Annotated in this window: 32 protein-coding genes and 1 tRNA gene; 13 read left to right on the forward strand and 20 right to left on the reverse strand. The window is 60.2% G+C overall.

All coding sequences use genetic code 11. The features are described from left to right. The first annotated feature begins 6 nt into the window (after positions 1–6). Both cgtA and SynM161_RS02530 read left to right on the forward strand, forming a co-directional pair. A complete protein-coding gene (gene cgtA / locus SynM161_RS02525; RefSeq protein ID WP_115010312.1) occupies positions 7–996 on the forward strand; it encodes an Obg family GTPase CgtA in 990 nt (329 codons plus the stop codon). A 93-nt stretch (positions 997–1,089) separates the two neighbouring features. After that, entirely contained in the window at positions 1,090–1,272 is a 183-nt protein-coding gene (locus SynM161_RS02530; RefSeq protein WP_114988937.1) for a hypothetical protein, read from the forward strand. 30 nt (positions 1,273–1,302) lie between these two features. Here the strand turns inward: SynM161_RS02530 and SynM161_RS02535 are convergent, their stop codons facing one another. From SynM161_RS02535 to SynM161_RS02550, 4 genes are all read right to left on the reverse strand, one after another. Next, a complete protein-coding gene (locus tag SynM161_RS02535; RefSeq protein ID WP_186494643.1) occupies positions 1,303–1,521 on the reverse strand; it encodes a CP12 domain-containing protein in 219 nt (72 codons plus the stop codon). Positions 1,522–1,659: 138 nt separating this feature from the next. Continuing rightward, positions 1,660–3,561, reverse strand: a complete 1,902-nt coding sequence (locus tag SynM161_RS02540; RefSeq protein WP_186541891.1) for an ABC-F family ATP-binding cassette domain-containing protein — start codon at positions 3,559–3,561, stop codon at positions 1,660–1,662. Further along, entirely contained in the window at positions 3,558–4,196 is a 639-nt protein-coding gene (locus tag SynM161_RS02545) for a DUF2301 domain-containing membrane protein (RefSeq protein WP_186541892.1), read from the reverse strand. The genes SynM161_RS02540 and SynM161_RS02545 overlap by 4 nt, the downstream gene beginning before the upstream one ends. Further along, positions 4,193–5,167, reverse strand: a complete 975-nt coding sequence (locus tag SynM161_RS02550) for a glutathione S-transferase C-terminal domain-containing protein (RefSeq protein WP_186541893.1) — start codon at positions 5,165–5,167, stop codon at positions 4,193–4,195. Before SynM161_RS02550 ends, SynM161_RS02545 begins: the two co-directional genes overlap by 4 nt. Positions 5,168–5,237: 70 nt before the next feature. On the opposite strand from SynM161_RS02550, the gene SynM161_RS02555 reads away from it, so the two are divergent. Then, entirely contained in the window at positions 5,238–6,152 is a 915-nt protein-coding gene (locus SynM161_RS02555; RefSeq protein WP_186541894.1) for an aspartoacylase, read from the forward strand. On the opposite strand, the gene SynM161_RS02560 is transcribed toward SynM161_RS02555, so the two are convergent. Together SynM161_RS02560 and SynM161_RS02565 are read right to left on the reverse strand one after the other, a co-directional pair. Next, positions 6,149–6,475 (reverse strand): hypothetical protein, encoded by a 327-nt coding sequence (locus SynM161_RS02560; RefSeq protein WP_186541895.1) that lies wholly within the window; start codon positions 6,473–6,475, stop codon positions 6,149–6,151. The two genes, SynM161_RS02555 and SynM161_RS02560, sit on opposite strands and share 4 nt — an antisense overlap. Positions 6,476–6,502: 27 nt before the next feature. Beyond that, entirely contained in the window at positions 6,503–6,670 is a 168-nt protein-coding gene (locus SynM161_RS02565; protein ID WP_170950919.1) for a hypothetical protein, read from the reverse strand. 165 nt (positions 6,671–6,835) lie between these two features. Between SynM161_RS02565 and psbA the strand changes: the two genes are divergently transcribed. Together psbA and SynM161_RS02575 are read left to right on the forward strand one after the other, a co-directional pair. Beyond that, a complete protein-coding gene (psbA, locus tag SynM161_RS02570) occupies positions 6,836–7,915 on the forward strand; it encodes a photosystem II q(b) protein (protein ID WP_115131219.1) in 1,080 nt (359 codons plus the stop codon). 187 nt (positions 7,916–8,102) lie between these two features. Beyond that, positions 8,103–8,309: a YqaE/Pmp3 family membrane protein gene (locus tag SynM161_RS02575; protein WP_186541896.1), complete on the forward strand. Its 207-nt coding sequence runs from the start codon at positions 8,103–8,105 to the stop codon at positions 8,307–8,309. A gap of 158 nt (positions 8,310–8,467) precedes the next feature. Here SynM161_RS02575 and SynM161_RS11980 read toward each other — a convergent pair whose 3' ends face one another. The 4 genes from SynM161_RS11980 to SynM161_RS02590 form a co-directional block, all read right to left on the reverse strand. After that, the gene (locus SynM161_RS11980) at positions 8,468–8,707 is read right to left on the reverse strand and encodes a hypothetical protein (protein WP_255441874.1); all 240 of its coding nucleotides are present in this window, start codon (positions 8,705–8,707) and stop codon (positions 8,468–8,470) included. Between the two features lie 33 nt (positions 8,708–8,740). Beyond that, positions 8,741–9,517: a DUF389 domain-containing protein gene (locus tag SynM161_RS02580; RefSeq protein WP_255441875.1), complete on the reverse strand. Its 777-nt coding sequence runs from the start codon at positions 9,515–9,517 to the stop codon at positions 8,741–8,743. A gap of 13 nt (positions 9,518–9,530) precedes the next feature. Beyond that, positions 9,531–10,325 carry a prohibitin family protein gene (locus tag SynM161_RS02585; RefSeq protein WP_186541897.1) on the reverse strand — a complete coding sequence of 265 codons (795 nt, stop codon included), beginning with the start codon at positions 10,323–10,325 and terminating at the stop codon, positions 9,531–9,533. 103 nt (positions 10,326–10,428) lie between these two features. Then, on the reverse strand, positions 10,429–10,707 hold the full coding sequence (locus tag SynM161_RS02590; RefSeq protein WP_186541898.1) for a hypothetical protein: 279 nt from the start codon (positions 10,705–10,707) through the stop codon (positions 10,429–10,431). 559 nt (positions 10,708–11,266) lie between these two features. Here SynM161_RS02590 and SynM161_RS02595 point away from each other — a divergent pair. Next, a complete protein-coding gene (locus SynM161_RS02595; RefSeq protein ID WP_115161532.1) occupies positions 11,267–11,560 on the forward strand; it encodes a hypothetical protein in 294 nt (97 codons plus the stop codon). Positions 11,561–11,566: 6 nt separating this feature from the next. Here the strand turns inward: SynM161_RS02595 and SynM161_RS02600 are convergent, their stop codons facing one another. Continuing rightward, positions 11,567–11,863, reverse strand: a complete 297-nt coding sequence (locus tag SynM161_RS02600; protein ID WP_186541899.1) for a hypothetical protein — start codon at positions 11,861–11,863, stop codon at positions 11,567–11,569. A 107-nt stretch (positions 11,864–11,970) separates the two neighbouring features. On the opposite strand from SynM161_RS02600, the gene SynM161_RS02605 reads away from it, so the two are divergent. The 4 genes from SynM161_RS02605 to SynM161_RS02620 all read left to right on the forward strand — a co-directional run bounded on the left by SynM161_RS02605 (position 11,971) and on the right by SynM161_RS02620 (position 13,831). After that, on the forward strand, positions 11,971–12,459 hold the full coding sequence (locus tag SynM161_RS02605; protein WP_255441876.1) for a hypothetical protein: 489 nt from the start codon (positions 11,971–11,973) through the stop codon (positions 12,457–12,459). Between the two features lie 155 nt (positions 12,460–12,614). Next, positions 12,615–12,821: a hypothetical protein gene (locus SynM161_RS02610; RefSeq protein WP_114988190.1), complete on the forward strand. Its 207-nt coding sequence runs from the start codon at positions 12,615–12,617 to the stop codon at positions 12,819–12,821. Positions 12,822–12,902: 81 nt separating this feature from the next. Next, positions 12,903–13,187 carry a hypothetical protein gene (locus tag SynM161_RS02615; protein ID WP_255441877.1) on the forward strand — a complete coding sequence of 95 codons (285 nt, stop codon included), beginning with the start codon at positions 12,903–12,905 and terminating at the stop codon, positions 13,185–13,187. A 326-nt stretch (positions 13,188–13,513) separates the two neighbouring features. Further along, the gene (locus SynM161_RS02620; RefSeq protein ID WP_186541901.1) at positions 13,514–13,831 is read left to right on the forward strand and encodes a DUF3288 family protein; all 318 of its coding nucleotides are present in this window, start codon (positions 13,514–13,516) and stop codon (positions 13,829–13,831) included. 524 nt (positions 13,832–14,355) lie between these two features. On the opposite strand, the gene SynM161_RS02625 is transcribed toward SynM161_RS02620, so the two are convergent. Both SynM161_RS02625 and SynM161_RS02630 read right to left on the reverse strand, forming a co-directional pair. Beyond that, positions 14,356–14,559: a hypothetical protein gene (locus tag SynM161_RS02625; RefSeq protein ID WP_114988289.1), complete on the reverse strand. Its 204-nt coding sequence runs from the start codon at positions 14,557–14,559 to the stop codon at positions 14,356–14,358. A 119-nt stretch (positions 14,560–14,678) separates the two neighbouring features. After that, a complete protein-coding gene (locus tag SynM161_RS02630; RefSeq protein WP_255441878.1) occupies positions 14,679–14,849 on the reverse strand; it encodes a hypothetical protein in 171 nt (56 codons plus the stop codon). A 140-nt stretch (positions 14,850–14,989) separates the two neighbouring features. On the opposite strand from SynM161_RS02630, the gene SynM161_RS02635 reads away from it, so the two are divergent. Next, the gene (locus SynM161_RS02635; RefSeq protein WP_114988194.1) at positions 14,990–15,262 is read left to right on the forward strand and encodes a DUF3303 domain-containing protein; all 273 of its coding nucleotides are present in this window, start codon (positions 14,990–14,992) and stop codon (positions 15,260–15,262) included. A 96-nt stretch (positions 15,263–15,358) separates the two neighbouring features. On the opposite strand, the gene SynM161_RS02640 is transcribed toward SynM161_RS02635, so the two are convergent. Then, positions 15,359–15,432: transfer RNA gene (locus SynM161_RS02640), tRNA-Arg, on the reverse strand. A gap of 89 nt (positions 15,433–15,521) precedes the next feature. Here SynM161_RS02640 and SynM161_RS02645 point away from each other — a divergent pair. Further along, positions 15,522–16,232 (forward strand): helix-turn-helix domain-containing protein, encoded by a 711-nt coding sequence (locus SynM161_RS02645; protein ID WP_114988216.1) that lies wholly within the window; start codon positions 15,522–15,524, stop codon positions 16,230–16,232. Positions 16,233–16,265: 33 nt separating this feature from the next. On the opposite strand, the gene SynM161_RS02650 is transcribed toward SynM161_RS02645, so the two are convergent. Further along, complete coding sequence (locus SynM161_RS02650) at positions 16,266–16,502, reverse strand: hypothetical protein (protein WP_186541902.1); 237 nt, start codon at positions 16,500–16,502, stop codon at positions 16,266–16,268. A 19-nt stretch (positions 16,503–16,521) separates the two neighbouring features. Then, positions 16,522–17,379, reverse strand: a complete 858-nt coding sequence (rsmI, locus tag SynM161_RS02655; protein ID WP_186541903.1) for a 16S rRNA (cytidine(1402)-2'-O)-methyltransferase — start codon at positions 17,377–17,379, stop codon at positions 16,522–16,524. Positions 17,380–17,405: 26 nt separating this feature from the next. Here rsmI and SynM161_RS02660 point away from each other — a divergent pair, with 26 nt between their 5' ends. Then, a complete protein-coding gene (locus tag SynM161_RS02660) occupies positions 17,406–18,323 on the forward strand; it encodes a 3'(2'),5'-bisphosphate nucleotidase CysQ (RefSeq protein ID WP_186541904.1) in 918 nt (305 codons plus the stop codon). Positions 18,324–18,330: 7 nt separating this feature from the next. On the opposite strand, the gene SynM161_RS02665 is transcribed toward SynM161_RS02660, so the two are convergent. The 4 genes from SynM161_RS02665 to serS all read right to left on the reverse strand — a co-directional run bounded on the left by SynM161_RS02665 (position 18,331) and on the right by serS (position 23,348). Further along, entirely contained in the window at positions 18,331–20,496 is a 2,166-nt protein-coding gene (locus SynM161_RS02665; RefSeq protein WP_186541905.1) for a polyribonucleotide nucleotidyltransferase, read from the reverse strand. A 107-nt stretch (positions 20,497–20,603) separates the two neighbouring features. After that, entirely contained in the window at positions 20,604–20,906 is a 303-nt protein-coding gene (gene rpsN / locus SynM161_RS02670; protein WP_011363576.1) for a 30S ribosomal protein S14, read from the reverse strand. A gap of 57 nt (positions 20,907–20,963) precedes the next feature. Continuing rightward, complete coding sequence (rseP, locus tag SynM161_RS02675) at positions 20,964–22,046, reverse strand: RIP metalloprotease RseP (protein WP_186541906.1); 1,083 nt, start codon at positions 22,044–22,046, stop codon at positions 20,964–20,966. 24 nt (positions 22,047–22,070) lie between these two features. Beyond that, positions 22,071–23,348, reverse strand: coding sequence for a serine--tRNA ligase (gene serS, locus SynM161_RS02680; protein ID WP_186541907.1), 1,278 nt, complete (start codon positions 23,346–23,348; stop codon positions 22,071–22,073). Positions 23,349–23,373 lie beyond the last annotated feature (25 nt).

Raw genomic sequence — 23,373 nt, forward strand, 5'->3', positions numbered from 1 at the left:
AGCACCGTGCAGTTCATCGATCAGGCACGGATCACGGTCCGAGGCGGGCGCGGCGGCGATGGCATCGCTGCATTTCGCCGTGAAAAGTATGTGCCCGCTGGAGGTCCCTCCGGGGGTGACGGCGGGTGTGGGGCTCCAGTGGTTCTCGAGGCCGACAGCAACCTGCAAACCCTGCTCGATTTCAAATACAAACGCCTGTTCGCCGCTGACGATGGGCGACGCGGTGGTCCGAACAAATGCACCGGTGCATCAGGGAAAGACCTGGTGATCAAGGTGCCTTGCGGCACGGAGGTACGCCATCTGCGCACCGGCATTCTTCTGGGAGACCTCACCACCCCGGGTGAGCGTCTCACCGTTGCCTTCGGTGGGCGAGGTGGTTTGGGCAACGCCCATTACCTGAGCAATCGCAACCGCGCTCCGGAGAAATTCACCGAGGGCCGTGAGGGTGAGGAATGGCCCCTGCAGCTGGAACTCAAGTTGCTGGCTGAGGTGGGCATCATTGGTCTTCCCAATGCCGGCAAGAGCACCTTGATCGCCGTGCTGTCGGCAGCGCGACCCAAGATTGCCGATTACCCCTTCACCACGTTGGTCCCCAACCTTGGAGTGGTGCGCCGTCCCAGTGGAGATGGAACCGTGTTCGCGGATATTCCAGGCTTGATTGAGGGGGCCGCCCAGGGCGCTGGTCTTGGCCACGACTTTCTGCGTCATATCGAACGCACCCGTCTGCTGATCCACCTTGTGGACGCAGGATCCGAGGATCCCGTGGCTGACCTGAACGTCGTCCAGCAGGAGCTGGAGGCCTATGGCCATGGTCTGGTTGATCGGCCACGTCTGTTGGTGATCAACAAACAGGAGTTGGTGACAGAAGAGGATCTCCCCAGGTTGCGGCAAGACCTTGAAGCGGCGAGTGGTCGTCCCGTGCTGTGCATTTCAGCCGCCATGGGAACCAACCTCGATCAGTTGCTGGCCGAAACCTGGGCCGAGCTCGGAGTGTGAGCTGATGCTCCAGACAATCTTCATGTGATCAGCCACACCGATGCTTGTGGCCTGATCGCGGGGGAGTCATAACGGGAATGTCTCTCCCATGACATGACCTTTTACACCTGTCTGGACAACAAGGGCGACGTGATTGCCCGGTGCCAAACGAAAGAGGATGTTGCTGTGCTTCAACGCATGGGACGCCCGATCGCTGAAGTGAAGGCAATGCGTAAGGAGGAGGCTGTCGTCTGCAGCCTGACCGGCAGCCCCTCCGACTACAACGAGGACTACTGAGCCCTCGTTGGATATACGTCGCTGGTTGGATCAGTCGTCGTAGACGCGGCACTCATCGGCATCGGGATTGGCCTCGCAATGCAGCTCGAGCGAAGTGGGGTCGTGGCTGTCGCCGGGGTGGTGTTCCTTGTATTCCTCCAGCGACTTCAGCTCATCGGTGAGGTGACGAACCTTGGCCTCGTCTCCAGCTGCTTTGGCAGCTTCGATTTCGGATTGATCCTTCTGGATGTGTTCGTCGATGGACTTCATGAATACAGACCGTGGCCTGGCAGCACCTTACGGCGGTTCATCGGTTTTGGAGTGGTGGAATCCCACCCCATCACCATCCGATAACGCTGATTTGAAGTGGCGGTAGCCGTGGCTACAAGCACAGCTCCAGATCGTTGATCAGGGCGCCAATTCGCTGAGTTCCAGCCAGCGTTCTTCCGCTTGTTCAATGCGGGTGATGATCTGAGCCAGATCGAGACTCAGCTTGGCCATATCAGCGCCTTCCCGGGTCATCTGCTGTTCCAGCTCTTCTTTCTTCAGCTCCAGTTCAGGCAGCTGTTGATCAAGCGCCGCAAGCTCCTTGTTCTCCTTGAAGTTGCGCCGCCGCGGACCGTTGCTCTTGGTCTGGCGGTTCCGCTCTGGTTTTGGTGTGGAGGGTTTGCTCGCCTGGCTTTGGCTGCGTTCCTCCTGGCGCTGCTGCTCCAGAAACGCGCTGTAGTTCCCTTCAAAGCGATTGAGCCGTCCTTGGTCGAAACAGAACAGACGATCAACCGTACGATCGAGGAAGTAACGGTCGTGGGAAACAACGATCACGCAACCTCGGAAGTCCTCAAGAAAATCCTCCAGAACGCTGAGGGTCTGAACATCCAGATCGTTGGTGGGTTCGTCCAACAGCAACACGTTGGGCGCCTGGATCAGCATTCGGCAGAGGGTGAGGCGGCGGCGCTCGCCTCCCGAAAGCTTGGCCAAGGGGCTGTGCTGCTGGGCCGGTGGAAACAAAAAGCGTTCTAGAAGCTGGGATGCGGTGACCTGTTCACCCCCCAGATCGATCCGGCTGGCGGCTTCTTCCACGAACTCGATCACTTTGCGATCGAGCCCTTTGCCTTCGTTGAAGGCTTCGGTGTGCTGGTCCAGGTAACCGATGTGAACGGTCTCCCCAAGCAGCAGGCTGCCCTGGGTTGGCTCGCGCCGTCCGGCGATGAGATCAAGCAGGGTGGATTTGCCGCTGCCGTTGGGGCCGATGATGCCGATTCGGTCTTCAGGGCTGAAGCTGTAGCTGAAGCCATCGAGGAGTGGGCGACCGCCCCCGCTGCCATCGGCTGTGACCCCAACGGCTTCCGCTTCGATCACCTGTTTGCCGATGCGCCGGCTGATGCCGGTCATCTCCAGCTTTGCTTTGGCCTGATTGGGTTTCTGCTCGCGCATCGCTTCGATGCGTTGCAGTCGCGCCTTCTGTTTGGTGCTGCGGGCCTTGGGGCCCTGGCGTAGCCAGGCCAACTCGCGGCGAAGCACGCTTTTGAACTTGGCCGCTGAGGCTGCTTCTGAGGCTTCTTCTTCCGCTTTGTGCTGCAGAAAGGTGCTGTAGTTCCCCTGATAAGTGCGGGCCTGGCCTCGGTCCACCTCCACCATCCGCCGCGTCACCCGATCGAGCACGTAGCGGTCATGGGTGACCAGCACCAGAGCCCCGGGGTAGCGATCCAGCCAGCTCTGCAGCCATTCCACTGCAGCGGCATCGAGATGGTTGGTGGGCTCATCCAGCAGCAGCACATCGGGGCAGGCCACCAGGGCTGATGCCAGACCCACCCGTTTGCGGTATCCGCCGGAGAGGTCGTCGACCGGGCGCTGGAGATCGCTGATGCCCAATTTCTGCAGCACTTCCCGGCATTGCTGCTCCAGGCTCCAGGCGTCCTCTTCATCCATCCGTTGGCTGAGCTGACCCAGCTCCGCCATCAGTGCTTCATTGCTGGGGTCTTCCGCGATGGCGTCGCTGAGGGCGCTGAAGCGCACCAGCAGATTCCGTTTGGCACCACAGCCCTCCAGCACCTGCTCCAGCACCGTGAGCCCCGGAGTGATCCGGCTCTCCTGACCAACCAGCTCCACCCGAAGCCGCGGCGAACAGCGGCGTTCCCCTTCCCCGAGCGGTTCTTTCCCTGCCAGAACCTTCAACAGGGTGGATTTGCCGGCGCCATTGGGTCCGATCAGCCCGAGCCGTTCTCCTTCAGCGATGTGGAGATCGAGATCGGAAAAGAGGGTGCGGATGCCGAAATCCTTGGCCGCACTCACCAGGCTGATCAGACTCACGGCGTGCCAGCAGGCAATTGACCGTCCAGATAAGCAAACACGCTCTTGTCGCCCACATCCGCTGCTGCCTCCATGCCGAATTTGCGCAGGGCCAGCAGCACCAGCAGCAACGCTGCAGCTTCCAGTAGAGCCAGGCAGAGGGGACCATTGATCAGTCCCACCAGATGCCCCAGCAGCGCTGCCGGCAGCAGCAGGGTGAGACCAATGGCTTCGGGCCGTTGGAAGCAGAAAAACTCCTTGAAGCCGGTTCCCGCCAGGGCGGCAAACAGCGGCCCGATGGCCAGGATCCACAGCGGCTGGTCCCGCAGGGTGGAGAGCACTTCGGTGGGGCCGGCCTGCAGCAGCAGGGCCCCCCAACCGATGCAACCGCTTAGCCAGAACAGTTGAAGGGCGCGGTGCAAGGGACGGAGATAAATGTGAATCCAGCGCAGCGCCAGGCCCAGGGCTGTGGCCATCGGCAGCACCCAGAGCCATGCCCAGGGGCTATCGGTCTGCCACCACTGCAGCACCCCTGCAGCCAGGCTGAGGCCGGTGATCAACAGGGCGATCCGGTAGGAACGCACCTCCTGGCGATCGGTAGCGGTGATCGAGTAAGGGCCGTAGACACCTTCAAAGGTTGGATCTGCGCTGGTCATCCCGACGCCGCCGTGCTGTTCACCAGTGTGCTCAGGTCAGGACCGGCTGGAACGATGCCGCCGGGATTGAGGGGGAACAAGGCACCGAAGTAGTCGTTTCGCCAGGCGTTGCCGTCGCAGGTGTCCGCAACGCCCGGCAAGGCGTAAAAGCGTTGTCGCCATGCCCAGAGGTGTGGGTAGTGCCAGAGCGGCTGTCGAGTGCAGCCGAACAGGGGGGCATACACCAGCTCCCAGCGGATCAAGGTGGGGAACAGCCGCACGTCCGCCAGGGTCAGTGCTTTTCCGCACAGCCATGGACCATTGGTTTCGAGGCTTTGCTCCACCGCATCGAGGGCGGCGAAGAGATCGGCTTCAGCGCGGTCGTAGGCCGCTTGGTTGCGGGCGAAACCGCAGCGGTACACCCCATCGTTGATGGCCGGTTGCAGCCGCTGCTGCCAGGCCTGGATCCTGTCGGTTGCTTCTGCCGGTGCCAGGTCCACAACCGCGTCTTGATGGGGCCAGTGGTTCAACAGGTCCACCAGTGGTGCACTGTCATTCCCCAGCAGGGTGCGCGTCTTGGGATCCACCAGCACAGGCACGGTGGCCCGGTAGCTGGGGGGAGCGCCGCAGTGCTGATACAAATCCAGCAGCGTTTTGCACCCCTCCCAGGCTGGATCGAGGGCCCAGCGTCCAGCGTCGTGATCCGCCCGTGCCATCACGAGGGTGACGCTGTCGTGCAGATGGCGCAGCTGATGCACCAGCCAGGTGCGATGGGCCCAGGGGCAACTGCGCCCGATCACCAGCATTGACCGTTGGCCTGCGCTGCGCTGGAGCAGGTCTTCGGGGTTTAAAGCCGGCGGGGTGAGTGGATCGCTGCTTGGGCGGGTGTAATTGCCGGCCGCATCGGCTGGGCCCAGCCCACCCATGAGCCGTTGCCATTGCCATCGCCAACTGCGACGGGCGGCCGTGACCACGACAGGTGGGATCGACATGGCGCGGTTTGGATCGCTTTCATCCTCGCTGTGACTCGTGCTTCAGTCAGAACTTGGTTCGCTGTGGTCCATGAGCAGCTGTGGCGTTCTAGTGGTGGCCGGCACCCACGGCAATGAGGTCAATGCCCCTTGGTTGCTGCAGCAGTGGCAGGCCAACCCTGATCTGATCAACGCTGCTGGCTTGGCGGTGCAGAAGGTGATCGGCAACCCGGAAGCGTTGCGCCGTCGCTGCCGCTATGTCGATCGTGACCTCAACCGCTGCTTCCTCCCGGAACAGTTGGAGCAGGGGGCCCCCGGCTTGGAGTTTCAGCGTGCTGGGGAACTCCTGCGCTTGCACGGCCCGAGCGGTGAGAAGCCCTGTGCTGTGGCCATCGATTTGCACAGCACCACAGCGGCCATGGGCAATTCCCTGGTGGTGTACGGCCGGCGTCCCGCTGATCTCGCCCTCGCGGCTTTGGTGCAGGGATCGCTCGGCCTGCCGATTTATCTGCACGAAGCCGATGCTCAGCAGACCGGCTTCCTTGTTGAATCCTGGCCCTGCGGCCTGGTGATCGAGGTGGGCCCTGTGCCGCAAGGTCTGCTCAATGCCCGGGTCGTTGAACAGACCCGTCTTGGCTTGGAAACCTGCCTGAGAGCCTTGGATCAGGCACATCAGGGCTTGGCCCGGCTGCCGGATGCTCTGGTGGTGCACCGTCACCTGGGGAGTCGGGATCTTCCGAAGGCGGAGAACGGAGAGCCTCAGGCCCTTGTGCATCCCGAACTGCAGGGCCGCGATTGGCAGGACATCAGCTCAACCCAGGCGATGTTCCGTGCTGCGGATGGCACCGATCGTGGTGAAGCGTGGGTTGAGGGGGAGATTCCGGTGTTTGTGAATGAAGCGGCCTACGCGGAGAAAAGCATTGCTTTCTCCCTCACGCGCCGGGAGGTGTGGCCCGTGCAGCCCACCTGGCTGCCGGCCTTGCAGCAGCTGCTCTCTGCGGCCTAACCGCAGGCCCAAACACCTTTCCCTTCTTGAGAGCAGATCAGATTGCTTCTCTGACCATCCGCCCAGTACATCCGCAATCGGTCGTCCTCGGTGCCGATCCGCAGGGTGAGGGATCGCAGCGGACCGGCCGGGGTTTTGCTGTCGGCATCGCCGCCGGGCAACTTGATTTGTTGCAGCTCCTGCTCCAGTTGGTTGATGCGTTGTTCCAGCTGTTTGATCGAAGCGCTTGCGTTTGGTTGGTCGCCGCTTGAGCTCACCAGTCCACAGCTGGTGAGACCAACCGAGGTCAGCCCTAGACAAACCAGAGGAATCAAACGCTGCATGGGCCTGTGCTGATTGGCCCCAGCCTCTCAACAGAACTGCCCCTGGGCCAGACGTTCACTCCAATACACGGTGGCGCCTTGAGCCTCCAGCTCCAGTCGCCTGTGGCGGGCCTGGCTCAGAGGAACGGTTTCCTCCAAGCGGTGGCCGGCTTGCATCCAGCGGATCAGAACCAAAAGCGCCTTGGTGAGTCTCATGAATCTTAAGTCTTTCGAAAGCATCGCTTTCCTCGTCTGGGGTGCTTAAGCGTTGGTTTCGCAATCTGTGGACACACAGCGCAAACTTCCTTTACACTCCCGATCAGGCAGGGCTCTCCTGCCCTTCCTTAAACCGTTCCTCCGGGAACATTTCTTTCCGTTCTCATGACCACCACCCTCCAGCAGCGCTCCGGCGCTTCCAGCTGGCAGGCCTTCTGTGAGTGGGTCACCTCCACCAACAACCGTCTGTATGTCGGTTGGTTCGGTGTGCTGATGATCCCCACACTGCTGGCTGCCACCATCTGCTTCGTCATCGCTTTCGTCGCCGCTCCTCCGGTCGACATCGATGGCATCCGTGAGCCCGTCGCTGGCTCCCTGATCTACGGCAACAACATCATCTCCGGTGCTGTTGTTCCTTCCAGCAACGCCATCGGCCTGCACTTCTACCCCATCTGGGAAGCTGCTTCCCTCGATGAGTGGCTGTACAACGGCGGCCCCTTCCAGCTGGTTGTTTTCCACTTCCTCATCGGCATCTACGCCTACATGGGTCGTGAGTGGGAACTCTCCTACCGCCTGGGCATGCGCCCCTGGATCTGCGTTGCCTACAGCGCACCTGTCGCTGCAGCCTCCGCTGTCTTCCTGGTTTACCCCTTCGGTCAGGGTTCCTTCTCTGACGCAATGCCCCTGGGCATTTCTGGCACCTTCAACTACATGCTGGTGTTCCAGGCTGAGCACAACATCCTGATGCACCCCTTCCACATGCTGGGCGTCGCAGGTGTTTTCGGCGGCAGCCTGTTCTCCGCCATGCACGGCTCCCTGGTGACCTCCTCCTTGGTGCGTGAAACCACCGAGGCTGAGTCCCAGAACTACGGCTACAAGTTCGGCCAAGAGGAAGAGACCTACAACATCGTGGCTGCCCACGGTTACTTCGGTCGCCTGATCTTCCAATACGCCTCCTTCAACAACAGCCGTAGCCTTCACTTCTTCCTGGCTGCCTGGCCTGTTGTCGGCATCTGGTTCACCGCCCTCGGCGTGTCAACCATGGCCTTCAACCTGAACGGCTTCAACTTCAACCAGTCCATCCTTGATGGTCAGGGCCGCGTCCTGAACACCTGGGCTGATGTGCTGAACCGTGCCGGCCTCGGCATGGAGGTGATGCACGAGCGCAATGCTCACAACTTCCCCCTCGACCTGGCTGCTGCTGAGTCCACTCCTGTGGCTCTGCAGGCTCCTGCCATCGGTTGATCTGGAATCACCCTGTTCCCTTTGGAACAGCCAAAACGATTCAGATCAACTGAATCGGAAAGCCCCCTCCTCGGAGGGGGCTTTTTGTTGTGCTTTCAGAATTGAGATCCAATCAACCATCAACAGAGAGGAGCCATCTTTGCGTCAGGCTCTGATGGCTAGACATGGGCACTCCCGTGCTCCTCTGATGACCTGCGGCGACATCTTTCGGATCATCATTGCCCTGTTCATTCCCCCTCTGGGCGTCTTCACTCAGGTGGGATTGACGCAGCCCTTTTGGATCAACCTGGTGATCTATCTCTTTGCCGTTGGCGGCCTTGGGCTCCCAGTCTTGTTTGGTATGTGGCCAGCCGCTGTGGTTCACGCCCTGTTTGTCATCCTGACCCGCAAATAAATCGCGTTTCAGCAATCTGGCTCTGAACAGATTTCAGCTTCGGCCGAGTTTCCTTCTTCATCTTTCGGTTCATCTTCAAGCACCTGTGCCGGTGTAAGGCCTGTGTCCGCATCATTGAAGATTTGCTCGAGGTCAACCTCAAGGTCCACTTCATTGCCTTACACCACGCTCACGTTGATGAGTTGCACCTGCATCTGCAGTTCAAGGCCAGGGAATTGGCCTGCAAGTCTGCTGTTGATCGTGTCTTGAATGTTCTGAACCTGCTTGTAACTCGGCAGCTTGTGGTCGAGTGATCGCACCACCACCAGGAAGCTTGGGGCTTGATTTTGTTCCCAGTAGTCGGGCCAGGCGAAGACGACCTTTTCCAGTTCCACGGCGTCGTTGGCACCAAAGGTCAACGTTTATTCTTGAGGTAGTAGCGGATCTCCGATTCAATCTGTTTTTGGGCCACCTCCCGATTGAGCCTGTATCGGTATTTGCTCATACCTCCCATACAGTTTTTGACCCACCAGCACGGCCAAACCCAATGCCAACAGCACGGGTAAGCGTGAGCGGCGGCGGCGCCTGAGTTTGTCGCGGAAGTACGGCTCACGAATCGCCAGCACCGTGATCCCGCCAATCAGAATTCCAAGCAAGTTGGCGGCATAGAGCAGTGCAGGACCCTGGGCGCTGCTGATGTCTGGTCCGGAGCGCATCAATCCCATCACGCACACCGGCGGCACCAAGGCCACGGCAATCGCCGTGCAGGCCATCGAACTCACGGCCCCAGGGTTGACCTTGGCGTAGGTCGCGATGGCACCTGCCGCCGAGGCGATTCCCAGATCAAATGTGTTGGGCTCAAGCCGGGCGACGATCTGTTCCGGCAAGGCCTCGACCACAAGCAAGCCCTGACTGCGTGCGATGAGGCCCAATCCCATCGACAGGATCAAGGTGATCCCTGCTCCGGCGAAAAGGGTGATCAGTGATCGTGACAACAGCCTGGCCTGCCCGATCAGGATCGCGAACACCGCCACCCGCAGCGGCAGGATCCACGGCGCCACAACCATGGCCCCAATGATCACCGCATTGTTGTCGGCGACCAAACCCAGGCTGGCGCCAACCGTCAGAACGATGAAGGATTCGTTCAGCCGTGCTTCGCCGTCGTAACTGCGGCGCAGTTCTTCGAGACGATCTTTGTCTTCGAGAAGCGATTGTTGATCAACAACCACGGCTGGCGTTGGTTCAGCTGCGTCGCCCCACAATTACTGGAGGTGTGCTGGCGTTGCTGCCAGGAAGGGCCGGTACCACCTCCGTTTGCCCATCCCATTTGTCGAGGAAAAGCTTGTAAAGCACCTGATCGTCGAGGCTGCGATTGAGGGTGTCGTAGCGCAGGGCTTCCTGCTCAGCGATTTTCACTTCGGTCTGGGCGCGGAGCAGTTGCTGCTCTGCGATCTGTTTCTGTTCAATGGCAGCGCGATATTCCTCGGCGATCTGCAGGCCTGTGAGGTCGAGACCGCGCACTTCCACGTAATCAAATTTGTCGAGTTCTTCGGCGACCGTGCGCTCCACCAGGGCGGAGATGTCGTTCCATTCGGTGGCAATGGTGACCAGCTCGTACTGGGAGAAGACCGACTTCAGGGCTTTCAGCAATGACGGCTGAATGATGCGGGGGTAGATCTCCCGGTCGTTGCCGGCGATCGTTCTGTAGATCCGTCCGGCTTCGTTGGGGCGAACGGCGTATTTCACGGTTGCGGTGGCTTCGATCACCTGGAGGTCTTTGGTGAGGGTGGCAAATTCCTCCGGTTTGACCTGGGTGCGCACATCAAAGGGATACACCGATTGAATGAACGGCACCTTGAGATTGAGGCCCGGAAGTCTCGAACCTCCGCTCACCTTGCCCAAGGTGGTGACCACAGCAACCTTGCCGGCCGGAACGATGAACAGAGCCTGCCCCAATAACAGCAGCACGCTGAGAACGACGGCAACCACCACGGCGAGGCTATTGGCTGGATCGTTGATCCGTCGTGGGGTTTGCATGATGGGCCGAGATCCTGACTCGATGATGTCGGGTTTGCTCGTGCGCCGTTGGCTTAAGGACCGGTTCTCCGCCAAACCGACATCATCAGGATCCGACGGATGCCTAGTTCAACCAAAGCGATTTAAAGGCTCTTGGGTATGAATCGCGCAGGCTCATCGAGGTTTCGCGGATGAAGGTGATGCACGCCTTGGATCCGTCGAACACTTTCGCTTTGATCATCATCTGCATGGCTTGCTGAAGCGTTTTTCCTTGTCCCAGGCTGGTGTCGATGATCTTTACTGCTTCGGCCGGTTCACAAGGACCCAGTTCAAGAGCGCCTGCTGAAGACGGGACCATGCTCAGAGCAATCGCTAGTAGCAGCAATCTGTTCAGGGCACGCATCTGGTCGAGATCTCTGTTGCTGCACGGAGCCTATGGCGTGGATCTGAGTCTTGCCTGACAAAGTTGTTGTTTTGATTTCACTGGCTTGGGCCAGACCTGAAGCAGTTTCTCCAGTTCACTGAGATGAGTCAGAACCGTGAGCAAAGTTGTGCAGATGTGGCTTGCCTCTTCTGCATGGACATGCTCCTTGGCCATGTGAGTTCTGCAGACAGGGCTGCCTTGTCATGGGAGAAGGCATAAAAAAACCTCCGTTAAACGGAGGAATAAGCCAAGTAATCCCCATCACCCGGCTTTTCAACAAGTGTAGTGCTTCTCGTCAAGTTTGTGCAGCTGATCCACCAGATGTGGTGGATTGAATTTCACAAAACACCGCTTGGCATCATCTTATCCACAGGAAGGTGGAAAACTTTGGCGGCCCGTGTTGTCGCCATTTCTTCAAAAGGCCTGCAATCACTGGTTCGTTCGGGTAGGCTGTGGATATCCCCATCACCCGGCCGCCCATATGAGGCGGCTTTTTTGTGCCTGGGCTGCCAGTGTGGTCCCGTATTCCACAAGCCCTATGACGGTGAACCGGGAGCAGGCCAGGGATGCGCTGGCGACACTTCTCGAGGTTTTCGCGGGGCCGAACTACTCGGGCGCATTGCGTGATGGTGATCTCACCACCCGCCTTGAGCGATGCACGGGCTGGGTGAAGGCTGAAGCCTCTGAGGCGGCATCTCTGATCGAATCATGCGTCCCCCATGGCAAGCCGATGCTTGCTCAGGCTCAGCAACGCCTGGCTGTTCTGGAATCGTTGAAAACGTTGCAGGCTGTTGCCGTCAACCATTTCGGCTCCCTCGACGATCCCAGCTAAGGCGCGTCAGTCGCGACGCAGCCAAGGCGAAGCATTGCTGAACCAGTCGCCGAGATCATCTTCTGGATGCTCAGGGTCGTCTGGATGACGTCGCCCCAAGTCGAGATCGGCCATCAAGCCGTCGAGGCCTTGTTGTGTGCCTTCCCGTTGAAAGCGTTGCGCTCTGCTCACCCACGTGCTCACGCTGCGATCGCGTTCGGCAAATTTTTGAAGGTAGACGCGTTCTTGGAGTGACACGAACTCGCCCTGCGCTAGGCGGCCGCAGATGTTTTGCAGTTTCAGGCGTGTCGACGTGGTCAGCATGATCGGTTCACCTTTTTCAGGTGATAGGGAGTTCCGTCCTTGCCGTCAGTGGCCCAAGGCACCATTTGTTGCACGGGTGCATGGCCTGGTTTTCATATCCTGACGGGATGGATCATGAGGAAACCCAGAGCCTGACGCCGATTGCATCGGACTCGCCTTGGCTGGAGCGTTGTGGCACCTTGTTGCGTCCGCAGAGCGATCCTGCATTGTTCGGTTCAGCGGACGCAGACCTGTATTTCGCTGCAGATGCTCAGCCGCGCTTTTACGTGATGCGGATCCGCCGCCGGCCTCCTGTGCTCAAGTCGATGACGCGGCACTATCGCGTGAGTCAGTGTCTGGGATCTGCCGATGCCCAGCCCTGGTGGCTGGCCATGGCCCCTTCAACGGATTCCGGCTGTCCGCCCCCCGCTTCCTCGATCGCTCTGATCAAGTTTCAGGCCGGTGAAGCCTTCAAGCTGCATCCGGGAACGTGGCATGCAGGCCCTTTTGTTCAGGAGCAATCAGCGCTTTTTTTCAACCTTGAATTGAGAACGACCAACGAAGACGACCACAATTCGCTCGCATTGGCGCACCTTTTGCGGTTGAACTTGATTTAATTGCCTCTGGCTGTAACGGGATGAACAGCGCAACTCGGCTTGGGTGCCCTATATTTATTTTGTAGCAACCGCTACAAGCGTTCACTTCGCTACACAGCGAAGCGCAGTTCGACTCAGGGCATGGAACGGGGCCTGAGCTTTCTACGAGGAACACTATGAATGCTCTTCAGCTTCTGAAGGAGCGTGAGCTGCGCGTGCAGCTCCGCAACAGCTCCAAAAAGGCCGTGGCACGCGGATCTGAATCCGGCGACTACACCTCTGCACATCTCTCCCCCGTCAAGCTGGCGAAAGAGAAGGTGGCTCCAACTCAGTTGAAATACCGAGGAGTGACCTACGAGGCCATGCGTGCCAATTGGCTCTGACTCCTGTTTCACTCAAGAGATGAAGCCCCACTTCGGTGGGGCTTTTTGTTTGGATGGACTGATCGTGTGTGCAAGTCGACAGTGGCCTTTGATGTTGCGACCACCGGGTCAATGTCGTATCTGGATGTAAGGGATCAACTGCCATCGATTGACCCAGAAAATCTTTCCCCGCAGGACGTTCTGACCATTCTCCTGCATCTGTTCCAGCAGCAGCCCGGGTTCGTTGACCGTGGCCATGAGGTCAACAATAAAGAGACAGCTTGGGTGAATGGCTTTCTCTTTCGTCTTCAAAATGATGCCTCAGCTGAGCGTCTTTTTATTGAGGAAGTTGGTTCAAGTGTCGACAAAATCTCGGCTTTGCGCTGATTACAACAGCTGATCAAGCGATCCCAACGAGTTTCTGTTGATCCTGCACAGAACGCACGTGCTCCTCGAGCCTTTGTTCAGTTCGAGTCAGGCGCATGTTTGCGGTTCAAGAGCTAACAGTTGATGGTTGGTCCAATCGTGCCGAACACGCTTCCAAAGACAATGCCTTCTGGCATGCCCGTGCCCGTAGTGATGCTGATGGGCACACGTATCGCCTGATCAGCGAGGAAAAGCACGTTGTCTGCCTGCTCACCAGTCGTGGGTCTGAGTGCTGGGAGCTCGACTGATCTGCTGCTCTGCTCGCCCTGTTCAGGCATGATCGGTGGATGACCGACGACACGCAGCAAACCCATCCGCTTTACGCCATCGATCGTGACCAGATTGATGCTGTGTTGGGTCATGGGGACGAACCAGGCCCGCAGCAGTTGACAACGATTGCTGCATTATTTTCGCGATATGCGGATTTTCCTGGAGCTGAAGATATTCGTGATGATCTGCAGAAATGTCTCACGCTATGGGGACTTTCGCGCGACGAGTTGAACCTCAAGACGCGTCAAATCTGGGAGAGTGGCTGGCGGCCTGGGCAGGATCCTGGGGCTGAAGGTGTTGGTTCCGGGGCCGATGTGGAGGATGCAGATGCTTGATGCTTGCCTGCAAGGCTCTTCCCTTAACTGTTTAAACGTGAGCCCGAGATGAGAGAGGGCTGGTGTTGTTTCATGGGTGATCAGCCAAAGAGGAAGGCCGCCCTTCCCGGTGGAAAGACGGCCTAACTCGCTCGTTTGTGCATCGTTCAACCCATCACTTCAGCTAGGAAAAGAAAGGGTCGAAGCGTCTGGCTCGAGGCGCCCTGGGGCCATGGGCTCGAGGTGTTGGGTCGTTTTCTCCGAGGGCACCTGAGACGGTGCAAGTGGAGCGTCGATTGGCGTGGCGGACCATTGCGTGCCCACCAAAGGACCAACCCAGGTCATTGTTGAGACTGTTGGAGCAGGGGCCAGAAAGTCAGTCTGCTTCTACGGTCTGCTGGGGTGGAGTGTCGTCCGTCATGGGCTCCTCCGATCTCGATGCCCATAGTTTTGTGCCTTTAGGGCACAAAGTCATCAGCATTAAGGCGCATTGCCTTGAGGGCTTGAACGATCGATTGTTGGGATGGCGTGCCTTTCAGTTGGTTTCAAGCCTCGGGCTGGTTGTCGACGCCCCTTGATGCCCGCTCTTCCGCTGTGAGGTATTCCTCGATGAGGGGGGAGTGTTCACCCCGCTGAACGGCGCTGATCTCCCGTTCGATGTTCTGAATGAACAGCTCGTTCCCGTTCCGCTTGGCCACCGCAAGCACACGCTCGAGGCGTTCCAGTTCCGCCTGCTGCTCGTTATTCATGCCATAGAACGTCAGTTATTCCCCACGCTGGCAGGGTTGGATCAAGAACGCCGAACAAGCTGGCCTGACGTGTTGCTGAGCTCGATGGGTTGTGCTCTGAGGCTGAGGTCAAAACCCGCTTATGCAGCCTCTGATTCCTCCTCCTCATACAAAGCCTTGAGCTGATCGAGCTCAACCATCAGATATTGAATTTCAAGCCAGTCCGTCGAGAGGTCAATGGCGGTTTCCAGGCGGTCAATCTGACGCTTGAGAAGCTCCGGCATTCCGCCATCTGGCTGCATGGCTCCCATGTAACCGCGCATAACGCTGGATGCAAGACGATTGCTGACGACGATTGAGGGAAGGGCTTGCAGCGATCTATCCCGCCGTGTTTGCCCTCACAGACAAGCTGTTTGGCCTGTGGGAATGTTCGTTGGCTTCAACACCTTCCATGACCTTTTTGATGCACTGGTCGTTCAAGACCGGCTACCACGAAATTGCTGCTAAGAAGTTCCTGGCAACGGGTGCGCCTTTCCCCGAGTGCAAGTCCTGGAAGCGTTGGCACGCACCGGGCTCCGTTGAGGGCTGGATTCTCGTGGAGGCAGATAACGCCGATGCCTGTTACGAGCATGCCGCTGAGTGGGCCGAGTGCCTCGACTGGGAGGTCACCCCGGTGCTGTCAGATGAGCAAGCTGGCCCCCTGATTGCCAAGGCCTACAGCTGATCGTTTGATCTGATCGGTGCCCCTCGCACTCCGGGGGGCTCCACAACCCGTTTGAACCATTCCGAGACGTATTCGTTGGAGTGGCTTCGTCGTACACGCCCCCTGATGGATTCGAACCATCGACCGACTGCTTAGAAGGCAGTTGCTCTATCCAGCTGAGCTAAGGGAGCAAACGCCCACATCTTGGCAGGCTGCTTCGAGGCGGGCTGGATTTGGAAGCCTTGCGCCACCTAAGGTGATGGGCTCTTGATCGGCATCCATGGCCCCGCGTCGTCTCAGCGACAGCGAGAAGCAGGATCTGGTCGGTCGTTACAAGGCCGGCGAGTCAACATCAGCTTTGGCTGAGGCCTTTGGCTGCAGCCCCAACACCGTGAGTCGCACGGTGAAAGCACTGTTGCCAGCTGATGCTTATGCCGCGCTGAAGGCCAGCAGGCAAAAAGGGCTGGCGACCCCTCCCCCGCCAACCGTCACTCAGGCGGAAGAACCAGAGGTTGACTCCCTTAAGGAAGACGACAGCAGCCTGGCTCTTGATGACGCCGATGATTTCGGCGAAGACTCTGAGGAGGAGCTCGCCGAAGACGATGACAACGGCAGCGTTGAAACATTCACGGAGCTTGTTCCCCTGCTTGGGGTGGGAAATCTCAGCGATCGCCCATTGAATCAAGCCCAACCGTTCAGTGTCGACCTGCTGCCGGACAGCGCCTACATGCTCGTCGACAAGGTGGTCGAGCTGGATGCGCGCCCCCTCAAGGAGTTCCCCGAATTGGGCCTCCTCGACGATGCCGAACAGGAACGTCAGGGGTTGTGCCTGTTTGCCAGCCCCCGTGCAGCCAAGCGCCAGTGCGGGCGTAGTCAGCGGGTGATCAAGGTTCCCGATACGGCTGTGTTTCAGCGCACCAGCAGTTACCTGTTGGCCCGGGGCATTACACGACTGGTGTTGGACGGAACCTTGATTGCGCTGGATGCCTGAGCACTGCCGCTGATTGCTCTTACCTGATTGCTCTCAATCGAAGCGATCGCGTTGATCGGGAAGCAAAACGGCCGTTGCGGTTCCGCCGCTGATCACCCCGATCACCATCGCAATCCCCACGAGAAAACCCGTAGGAAGAGGCACTGAGCGTTGTCCTCCGAGCTGGAGCGCGTGGCGATCCTGCAGGTTCTGGGCTCCAAGGCAGAGCAGCAGCAGCAGCAGCAGGCCACCGCCAAAGCTGATCAGCAGAAGACGCAGGCGAATCAACACAGCACAACCGTCGACGGGCTCAGTTTGACGTGCCCTGGTGCAAGAGGGCATACAGGCGTCGTCTGGACAGCCCTGTGGTCTGGGCCAGTTGCCGTGCAGCGTCACTGGCGCTTGCACCCTCGTCCTGTAACGCCTGCAGCTGCCTGAGCAGGTCGTCGTCGTCGGGTTCTTCGACGTTCTGCGACGGTGCTCCCCCCAGCACAACCGTGCATTCCCCTTGGGGCGGGTGCTGCTGAAAGTGCAGCAGGGCACGATCCACCGTTGGCCCCACCTGTTCTTCATGGCGCTTGGTCAGTTCCCGTGCCACCTGCAGAGGACGGTCTCCTCCGCAGTGGTGCTGGAGTTCCTCGAGCAACGTGATCAGGCGGTGCGGCGCTTCGTACAGCACCGTTGTGCGGGGTTCATGGCTGATGGCTTCGAGGCGGGCCCGCCGTTCCTTGCCTTTGGCCGGCAGAAATCCTTCGAAGCAGAAGCGTCCGCTGGGCAGGCCGCTGCTCACCAGAGCAGTGGTGGCGGCGCAAGGGCCAGGGATGCAGATCACGGGATGGCCGGCCTGGTGCGCTGCGGCCACCAGCTCTTCACCGGGGTCGCTGATGCCCGGCAGCCCGGCATCACTGATCACCGCCAGGCTTTGACCCTCCGCCAGCAGATCCAGCAGTTGGGGCACGCGGGTGCGGGTGTTGTGCTGATGAAAGGACAGCTTGCGGCCGCCCGCTCCAAGGCTGCTGAGCAGCTGTCCGCTGTGGCGGGTGTCTTCACAGGCGATCACATCCACGCTGCGGAGCAAGTCACGAGCGCGTGGTGACAGGTCCCCCAGATGACCAATGGGAGTGCCCACCAGATAAAGGCTGCCGCCGCTTGGTTCATCCCGCTGCATCACAATGGCGAGCGCCTCTGTTGATCATGATGCCCAGCTCTGCCGTCCTCCCCGCTGGCGTTGACAAGGAGGCTCTGCTAACGGAATTGCGTCGCCTGAGTTGGGGTGCCGCCGACATCCTGCGGGCCTATGCCCGCGGCGAGCAGCCTCCGCATGGTTTCCCCAAGGCGTTGAGTGTCGATGAAGGCGGAGAGGGCCCTGTGTCTGCGGCTGATCTGGCCGTGAACAAGTGGTTGCTGGATGGACTGTCGGCCGCGTTCCCCAAGGCCGACTGGACGCTGCTCAGCGAGGAGACCGCCAAGGAGCAGCTCACGGAAGGCCAACCGCTGCCGGCGGAGTGGCTGTGGATTCTCGATCCCCTGGATGGCACGAAGGATTTTCTGCAGGGCACAGGCGAATACGCCGTTCATCTGGCCCTGGTGCGCGACAAGCGGCCGGTGATCGGCGTTGTGCTTCTACCGGAAGCCGATGAACTTTGGATCGGCATCGTTGGTGAGGGTGCCTGGTGTGAAGACCGTCAGGGTGAGCGTTCGCCAGTTCGCTTCAGCGACAGAACCGAGGTTTCAGATCTGATCCTGGTGGCCAGCCGCAGCCACCGCGACGACCGTTTGGTCAAGCTCATTGATGCCCTCAATCTCGGCGGTTCCAAAGCCGTGGGCAGCGTTGGCTTCAAGGTGGCCACGATCCTGAGAGGCGAAACCGACCTCTACGTTTCCCTCTCCGGCAAGAGCGCTCCCAAGGATTGGGACATGGCTGCTCCGGAGGCGGTGTTGCTGGCGGGCGGTGGTCGTTTCACCCATGCCGATCAGGCCGACCTCACCTACAACACCGGCGATGTGCGACAGGCTGGCTGTCTGATCGCCAGCCATGGAAAAGCCCACGCCGAGCTCGGAGAGCGTGCGACGCGGGCCATGGCCGAGATCGATCCCGGCTTTCAGGTCTGAGACCTGATCAGCTGAGCGGTGCCACCGGGGTGGGTTGAGGCTCCACTTCGGAGGCATCGCCGGCCTGGGGCACGCCCCTCAGGGTGAGGTTGATGCGGCCGCGGTTGTCGATTTCGCGCACCCGCACGGTCACCTCGTCGCCCACCTTCACCACGTCTTCGACCTTCTCGACGCGAGCTTCGGAGAGCTGCGAGATGTGGATCATGCCTTCCTTGCCCGGAAGGATCTCCACAAAGGCGCCGATCGGGATGATCCGGGTGATCGAACCGGAGAACACCTCACCCTCGTTCACCTTGCGGGTCAGGCCTTCGATGATCTTCTGGGCTTCTTCAGCCGCAGCACCATCGTGGGAAGCGATGGTCACGATGCCGCCGTCCTCGATGTCGATCTTGGTGTTGGTGCGCTCGGTGATGCCCTTGATCGTGCGTCCACCGGGGCCAATCACGGTGCCGATCAGCTCTGGATCAATCCGGAAGCTGAGCAGACGTGGGGCATGGGGAGACAGGTTGTCCCGAGGGGTGTCGATCGCCTCGAGCATCTTCTCGAGGATGTGGAGCCGTGCCGGACGTGCCTGGTTGACGGCTTCAGCCACCGTCTTCACCGAAAGGCCGGTGATCTTCATGTCCATCTGCAGGGCGGTGATGCCCTTCTCGCTACCGGCCACCTTGAAGTCCATGTCGCCGAGGAAGTCCTCGATGCCTTGGATGTCGGTGAGGATCCGCACCTCATCGCCCTCTTTGATCAGACCCATGGCTGCGCCACTCACCGGAGCCTTCAGCGGCACGCCGGCATCCATCAGCGACAGGGTGCTGCCGCAGACGGAACCCATCGAGGTGGAGCCATTGGAGCTGAGCACTTCGCTCACCACGCGCACCACGTAGGGGAAGGTGTCCTTCTCGGGAAGCACCGGAAGAATGGCGCGTTCGGCCAGGGCGCCATGGCCGATCTCACGACGACCTGGGGAGCGCATCGGCCGCGTTTCACCGACGGAGTAGGGCGGGAAGTTGTAGTGGTGCAGGTACAGCTTCTCGGTGTTGGGATGGAGGTCGTCCATCTCCTGGGCATCGCTGGGGGTGCCCAGGGTTGCGGTGGAGAGCACCTGGGTGAGTCCGCGTTGGAACAGACCAGAACCATGCACCCGGCGCGGCAGGACGCCGGCCATGGCGCTGATCTGGCGAACCTCGTCGAGGCCGCGTCCATCCACACGCTTGCCGTCTTTGAGAATCTGCTGGCGCATCAACTTCTTGGTCAGCGCCTTGAAGCTGTTGCCGAGCAGTTTCGGGCTGCTGGCCAGGGTTTGGCGAACGGCGTGGTCGTCCTTGAGACCTGCGATGGTCTCGGACACCTCGCCCTTCACCGTTTCCAGGGCTGTGTCCCGCTCGTCCTTGCTCTGATCAAATTTGCTGAGGACAGCGCTGATCGCCTTGGTGCACTGCTTCTCGAGATAGGCAGGAACGGTGCTGTCTTCCTCCGGCTTCTCCGGCTTCACCTGGGTGATGCCCAGATCCTTCAGCAGCTGTTCCTGTGCCTTGATCAGTTCGCAGATCGCTTCGTAGCCGAAATCAATCGCCTCGATCACGTCTTGCTCGGGCAGCTGGTTGGCGCCGGCCTCAACCATCACCACGCCGTCAGGGGTGCCGGCGACCACCAGGTCCAGATCACCCCGTTCGATCTCCCGATAACTCGGGTTGAGCACGAAGTCATCCCCGAGCAGACCCACCCGCACGGCGGCCATCGGGCCGTTGAAGGGGATGCCTGCCAGCAGCGTGGCAATCGATGCACCCGTCACCGCAAGAACATCAGCGGGGACCCGCTCATCAAGGGACAGGCAGGTGGCCACCACCTGCAGGTCATCGCGCAGCCAGCTGGGGAACAGTGGCCGCATCGGGCGGTCAATCAGTCGGGCCGTGAGCGTGGCCCGTTCGGGGGGGCGGCTCTCACGACGCATGTAGCTGCCGGGAATGCGGCCAGCTGCATAAAGCCGCTCCTCGTAATCGCAGATCAGCGGCAGGAAATCAATGCCTTCTCGTCCGCCTGAACGGGTTGCGGTCACAAGCACGGCGGTGTCGCCACACTCCACCAAGACGGATCCTCCCGCCTGAGGGGCGAAGCGCCCGGTGGTCAGTCGAATCTCGCGTCCGTCAAAGGAGATCGACTGGGTTTGTCCTTGCACGACGTCTTATGTCCTTTTGTCAATCCCAAGTCTGACATTTCATGGCTGCTCTTCACAAGAAAGGGGAGGCCAAGCCTCCCCCTCACGACGCCATGGCGACAAGCTGATCACCAGCTGGACTTGACCACGCCGGGGAGTTCACCTTTGTGGGCGCGCTCACGCAGCTGGTTACGGCAGAGACCGAAATCGCGATAGACGCCGCGGGGCTTGCCGGTGGCCCAGCAGCGGTTGCGCACACGGATGCGTGCGCTGTTGCGGGGCAGAGCTTGAATCTTGCGATGGATCTCCAGGCGATCCATCGGATCTTCGGCTGCGTTGAAGGCTGCCATCAGTGCTGCGCGCTTGGCCGCATAGCGCTCAACCGTTTTCTTGCGCTTCACATCGCGAGCGATCATCGACTTCTTGGCCATGCAGCTGAGGGCAGCGAGTGAACGAATCGTCAACGATACATGGGCGCCATCACCCTCCTAGCGACCCATCAATTGCTGGACCACCGGCAGCTGGCTGGTGTCACGCACGATCAGCACAAGCGTGAGCCCCACCAACAAAAGAAAACCGGATTGCACGAAGGCCATTTGGATCCGTTCGGACACCGGACGCCCCCGAACGGATTGAATCGCCAGCATCATCATCTGCCAGCCATCGAGCAGCGGCAGCGGCAGTGAATTGAGCACCGCCAGATTGATGGAGATCAGGGCTGAGAAGAGCACCAACCCGGATCCCCCCTGCTGGCTGAGCTGAGCTCCCATCTCAACAATCTTGACGGGGCCACTCACCTGCCCCGCCGTGGCGCGGAAGTTGGTCAGGAGGCCGGCGTAGCCACGCACGGTTTGCTGCAGCATTTGGCTGAATTGCGAGCCGGTGGTGAGCACCAGTTCACCGGGATTGCGCACGGGGCGCATCTCCCCACTGATGTTGGCCTGCAGCTGGGCGCCGATTTTTCCTGTGCCCTGTTGATCGTCGGGGATGAGTTCAAGGCTGGACGTCTCGTCTCCTCGCTTTCGCTCCACACGGATGGCTCGCTCGGGTGCTGCTTTCACATCCCGAACCATCGCTTCAACGCCCCGTTGTCCGGCGGCAAGGGGTTGGGCATTCAGGCTGAGGATCTGGTCACCGGCACGAAGCCCGGAGCGGGCGGCAGCGCCACCCGGTTGCACCTGCACCACCAGAACCCCCGGATCCGGCGCGGCGGGAACGCCGACAAACGCTGCCTGAGCGAACAGCACCATCAGTGCCAAGGCCAAGTTGGCCAACACCCCCGCAGCCACCACCAGGGCTTGCTGGGGGATGGGCCGGTTGCGCAGCAGATCCGGATCATCAGCCGGGATCGTGCTCTCCTCATCGTCGTCAGGGAAGGCGACGAAACCACCCAGGGGCAGCAGCCGCAGGGCGTAGGTCACCCCACGCCGTTGCCTTTTGATCAGGGCCGGGCCAAAGCCAATGGAAAAACCGCTGACGCGGATGCCCTGGAGCGTGGCAGCGAGGAAATGGCCGGCCTCATGCACCACGATCAGCAGGGCGAGCACCAGAAGGGCGGCCAACACGTTCATATGTCCGTCAGGAGTCCAGTCGGATCATTCTGGCTGGAGTCGCTCGCGGCCGACGTAGGGCACCAGCGCTTTGGGCAGCAGGACGCTGCCGTCGGGCTGTTGGCCGTTTTCCAACAGGGCCGCCATGGTTCTGCCGACGGCCAGGCCACTGCCATTCAGGGTGTGAACCAACTTTGTGGCCTTGCCTTCCTTGGTGCGGATGGAGGACCGTCGCGCCTGGAAATCGCCACAGACGCTGCAACTGGAGATTTCCCGGTAAGCCCCCGCCCCCGGCAGCCACACCTCAAGGTCGTAGGTCCGGCGGGCGGAAAAGCCGAGGTCGGCGGTGCAGAGGTCCAAGACCCGATAGGGCAGCTCCAGCGCCTGAAGCACGGCCTCTGCATCGGCCGTGATCTGTTGGTGCGCCTCTTCGGAGTGATCGGGGTGCACAAACCAGTACAGCTCCACCTTGTTGAATTGGTGCAGGCGGATCAGGCCACGGGTGTCGCGGCCATAGCTGCCGGCCTCACGGCGGAAGCAGGGGCTGTAGGCGGCGTAGCGAAGGGGCAGTTGATCTGCCGGGATGATTTCGTCCCGGTGCAGGGAGGTCACGGGCACCTCAGCGGTCGGTGTCAGCCAGAGGTCGTCCTCCGCGCAACGGAAGCTTTCCTCAGCGAACTTGGGTAGTTGTCCTGATCCGGTGAGGCTGGCGCTGTTCACCAGCACAGGGGGCAGCACCTCGCGGTAGCCCTTGCTCGTGTGGAGGTCGAGCATGAAATTGATCAGGCCACGCTCCAGGCGTGCCCCCTGGCCCATCAACGTGACAAAACGGCTCTGCGCAATGCGGACGGAGCGTTCGGTGTCGAACAGCTGTAACCGCTCAGCGATCTGCCAGTGCTCGTCGAGGCTGTCATCAACCCGGGGGGTACCCCAGCGGCGCACTTCAACGTTGTCGTCTTCGCTGCGCCCATCAGGACAGGCCTCTGAGGGGAGGTTGGGGAACCCCAGCAGCTGCTGCTTGAGCTCACTGGAGAGCTGCTTTTCTTCTTCCTCCAGCACCGCCACCTTCTGCTTGATGGCATTGCCCTGTTGGCGGAGTTCGGCGACCTCGTCGCCTTTGGGATCAGCGCCCGACTTGATGCGTTGGCCGACTTCCTTTCCGATCCGGTTTCCTTCCGCCCGCAGGTTGCTGCGTTGTTGCTCCAGATCGCGCTGCTTCTGAGCAATCAACTGCAGTTTGGTGAGATCAACAGCCTTACCTCGACGCCCCAGTTGCTGGGCGATCGTTTCGGGGTTGTCACGCACAAGGCGCTGATCGAGCACGGTTTCAGGGGCGTCAGCGCCGGCA

It is taken from the genome of Synechococcus sp. M16.1 (assembly GCF_014279895.1).
Taxonomy (GTDB): domain Bacteria; phylum Cyanobacteriota; class Cyanobacteriia; order PCC-6307; family Cyanobiaceae; genus Parasynechococcus.

What these genes read in the sequence shown, in the direction of transcription:
- SynM161_RS02585 (WP_186541897.1), bottom strand. Translation starts at nt 10,325, where the DNA reads ATGCAAACCCCACGACGGATCAACGATCCAGCCAATAGCCTCGCCGTG.
- rsmI (WP_186541903.1), bottom strand. Translation starts at nt 17,379, where the DNA reads ATGCAGCGGGATGAACCAAGCGGCGGCAGCCTTTATCTGGTGGGCACT.
- SynM161_RS02660 (WP_186541904.1), top strand. Translation starts at nt 17,406, where the DNA reads ATGATGCCCAGCTCTGCCGTCCTCCCCGCTGGCGTTGACAAGGAGGCT.
- SynM161_RS02645 (WP_114988216.1), top strand. Translation starts at nt 15,522, where the DNA reads ATGGCCCCGCGTCGTCTCAGCGACAGCGAGAAGCAGGATCTGGTCGGT.
- SynM161_RS02590 (WP_186541898.1), bottom strand. Translation starts at nt 10,707, where the DNA reads ATGCGTGCCCTGAACAGATTGCTGCTACTAGCGATTGCTCTGAGCATG.
- SynM161_RS02610 (WP_114988190.1), top strand. Translation starts at nt 12,615, where the DNA reads ATGAATGCTCTTCAGCTTCTGAAGGAGCGTGAGCTGCGCGTGCAGCTC.
- SynM161_RS02555 (WP_186541894.1), top strand. Translation starts at nt 5,238, where the DNA reads ATGAGCAGCTGTGGCGTTCTAGTGGTGGCCGGCACCCACGGCAATGAG.
- psbA (WP_115131219.1), top strand. Translation starts at nt 6,836, where the DNA reads ATGACCACCACCCTCCAGCAGCGCTCCGGCGCTTCCAGCTGGCAGGCC.
- SynM161_RS02550 (WP_186541893.1), bottom strand. Translation starts at nt 5,167, where the DNA reads ATGTCGATCCCACCTGTCGTGGTCACGGCCGCCCGTCGCAGTTGGCGA.
- SynM161_RS02560 (WP_186541895.1), bottom strand. Translation starts at nt 6,475, where the DNA reads ATGCAGCGTTTGATTCCTCTGGTTTGTCTAGGGCTGACCTCGGTTGGT.
- SynM161_RS02620 (WP_186541901.1), top strand. Translation starts at nt 13,514, where the DNA reads ATGACCGACGACACGCAGCAAACCCATCCGCTTTACGCCATCGATCGT.
- rpsN (WP_011363576.1), bottom strand. Translation starts at nt 20,906, where the DNA reads ATGGCCAAGAAGTCGATGATCGCTCGCGATGTGAAGCGCAAGAAAACG.
- SynM161_RS02630 (WP_255441878.1), bottom strand. Translation starts at nt 14,849, where the DNA reads ATGGGAGCCATGCAGCCAGATGGCGGAATGCCGGAGCTTCTCAAGCGT.
- SynM161_RS02535 (WP_186494643.1), bottom strand. Translation starts at nt 1,521, where the DNA reads ATGAAGTCCATCGACGAACACATCCAGAAGGATCAATCCGAAATCGAA.
- SynM161_RS02635 (WP_114988194.1), top strand. Translation starts at nt 14,990, where the DNA reads ATGACCTTTTTGATGCACTGGTCGTTCAAGACCGGCTACCACGAAATT.
- SynM161_RS02545 (WP_186541892.1), bottom strand. Translation starts at nt 4,196, where the DNA reads ATGACCAGCGCAGATCCAACCTTTGAAGGTGTCTACGGCCCTTACTCG.
- SynM161_RS02600 (WP_186541899.1), bottom strand. Translation starts at nt 11,863, where the DNA reads ATGCTGACCACGTCGACACGCCTGAAACTGCAAAACATCTGCGGCCGC.
- SynM161_RS02605 (WP_255441876.1), top strand. Translation starts at nt 11,971, where the DNA reads ATGGATCATGAGGAAACCCAGAGCCTGACGCCGATTGCATCGGACTCG.
- SynM161_RS02575 (WP_186541896.1), top strand. Translation starts at nt 8,103, where the DNA reads ATGACCTGCGGCGACATCTTTCGGATCATCATTGCCCTGTTCATTCCC.
- SynM161_RS02565 (WP_170950919.1), bottom strand. Translation starts at nt 6,670, where the DNA reads ATGAGACTCACCAAGGCGCTTTTGGTTCTGATCCGCTGGATGCAAGCC.
- SynM161_RS02595 (WP_115161532.1), top strand. Translation starts at nt 11,267, where the DNA reads ATGACGGTGAACCGGGAGCAGGCCAGGGATGCGCTGGCGACACTTCTC.
- SynM161_RS02625 (WP_114988289.1), bottom strand. Translation starts at nt 14,559, where the DNA reads ATGAATAACGAGCAGCAGGCGGAACTGGAACGCCTCGAGCGTGTGCTT.
- rseP (WP_186541906.1), bottom strand. Translation starts at nt 22,046, where the DNA reads ATGAACGTGTTGGCCGCCCTTCTGGTGCTCGCCCTGCTGATCGTGGTG.
- SynM161_RS02530 (WP_114988937.1), top strand. Translation starts at nt 1,090, where the DNA reads ATGACCTTTTACACCTGTCTGGACAACAAGGGCGACGTGATTGCCCGG.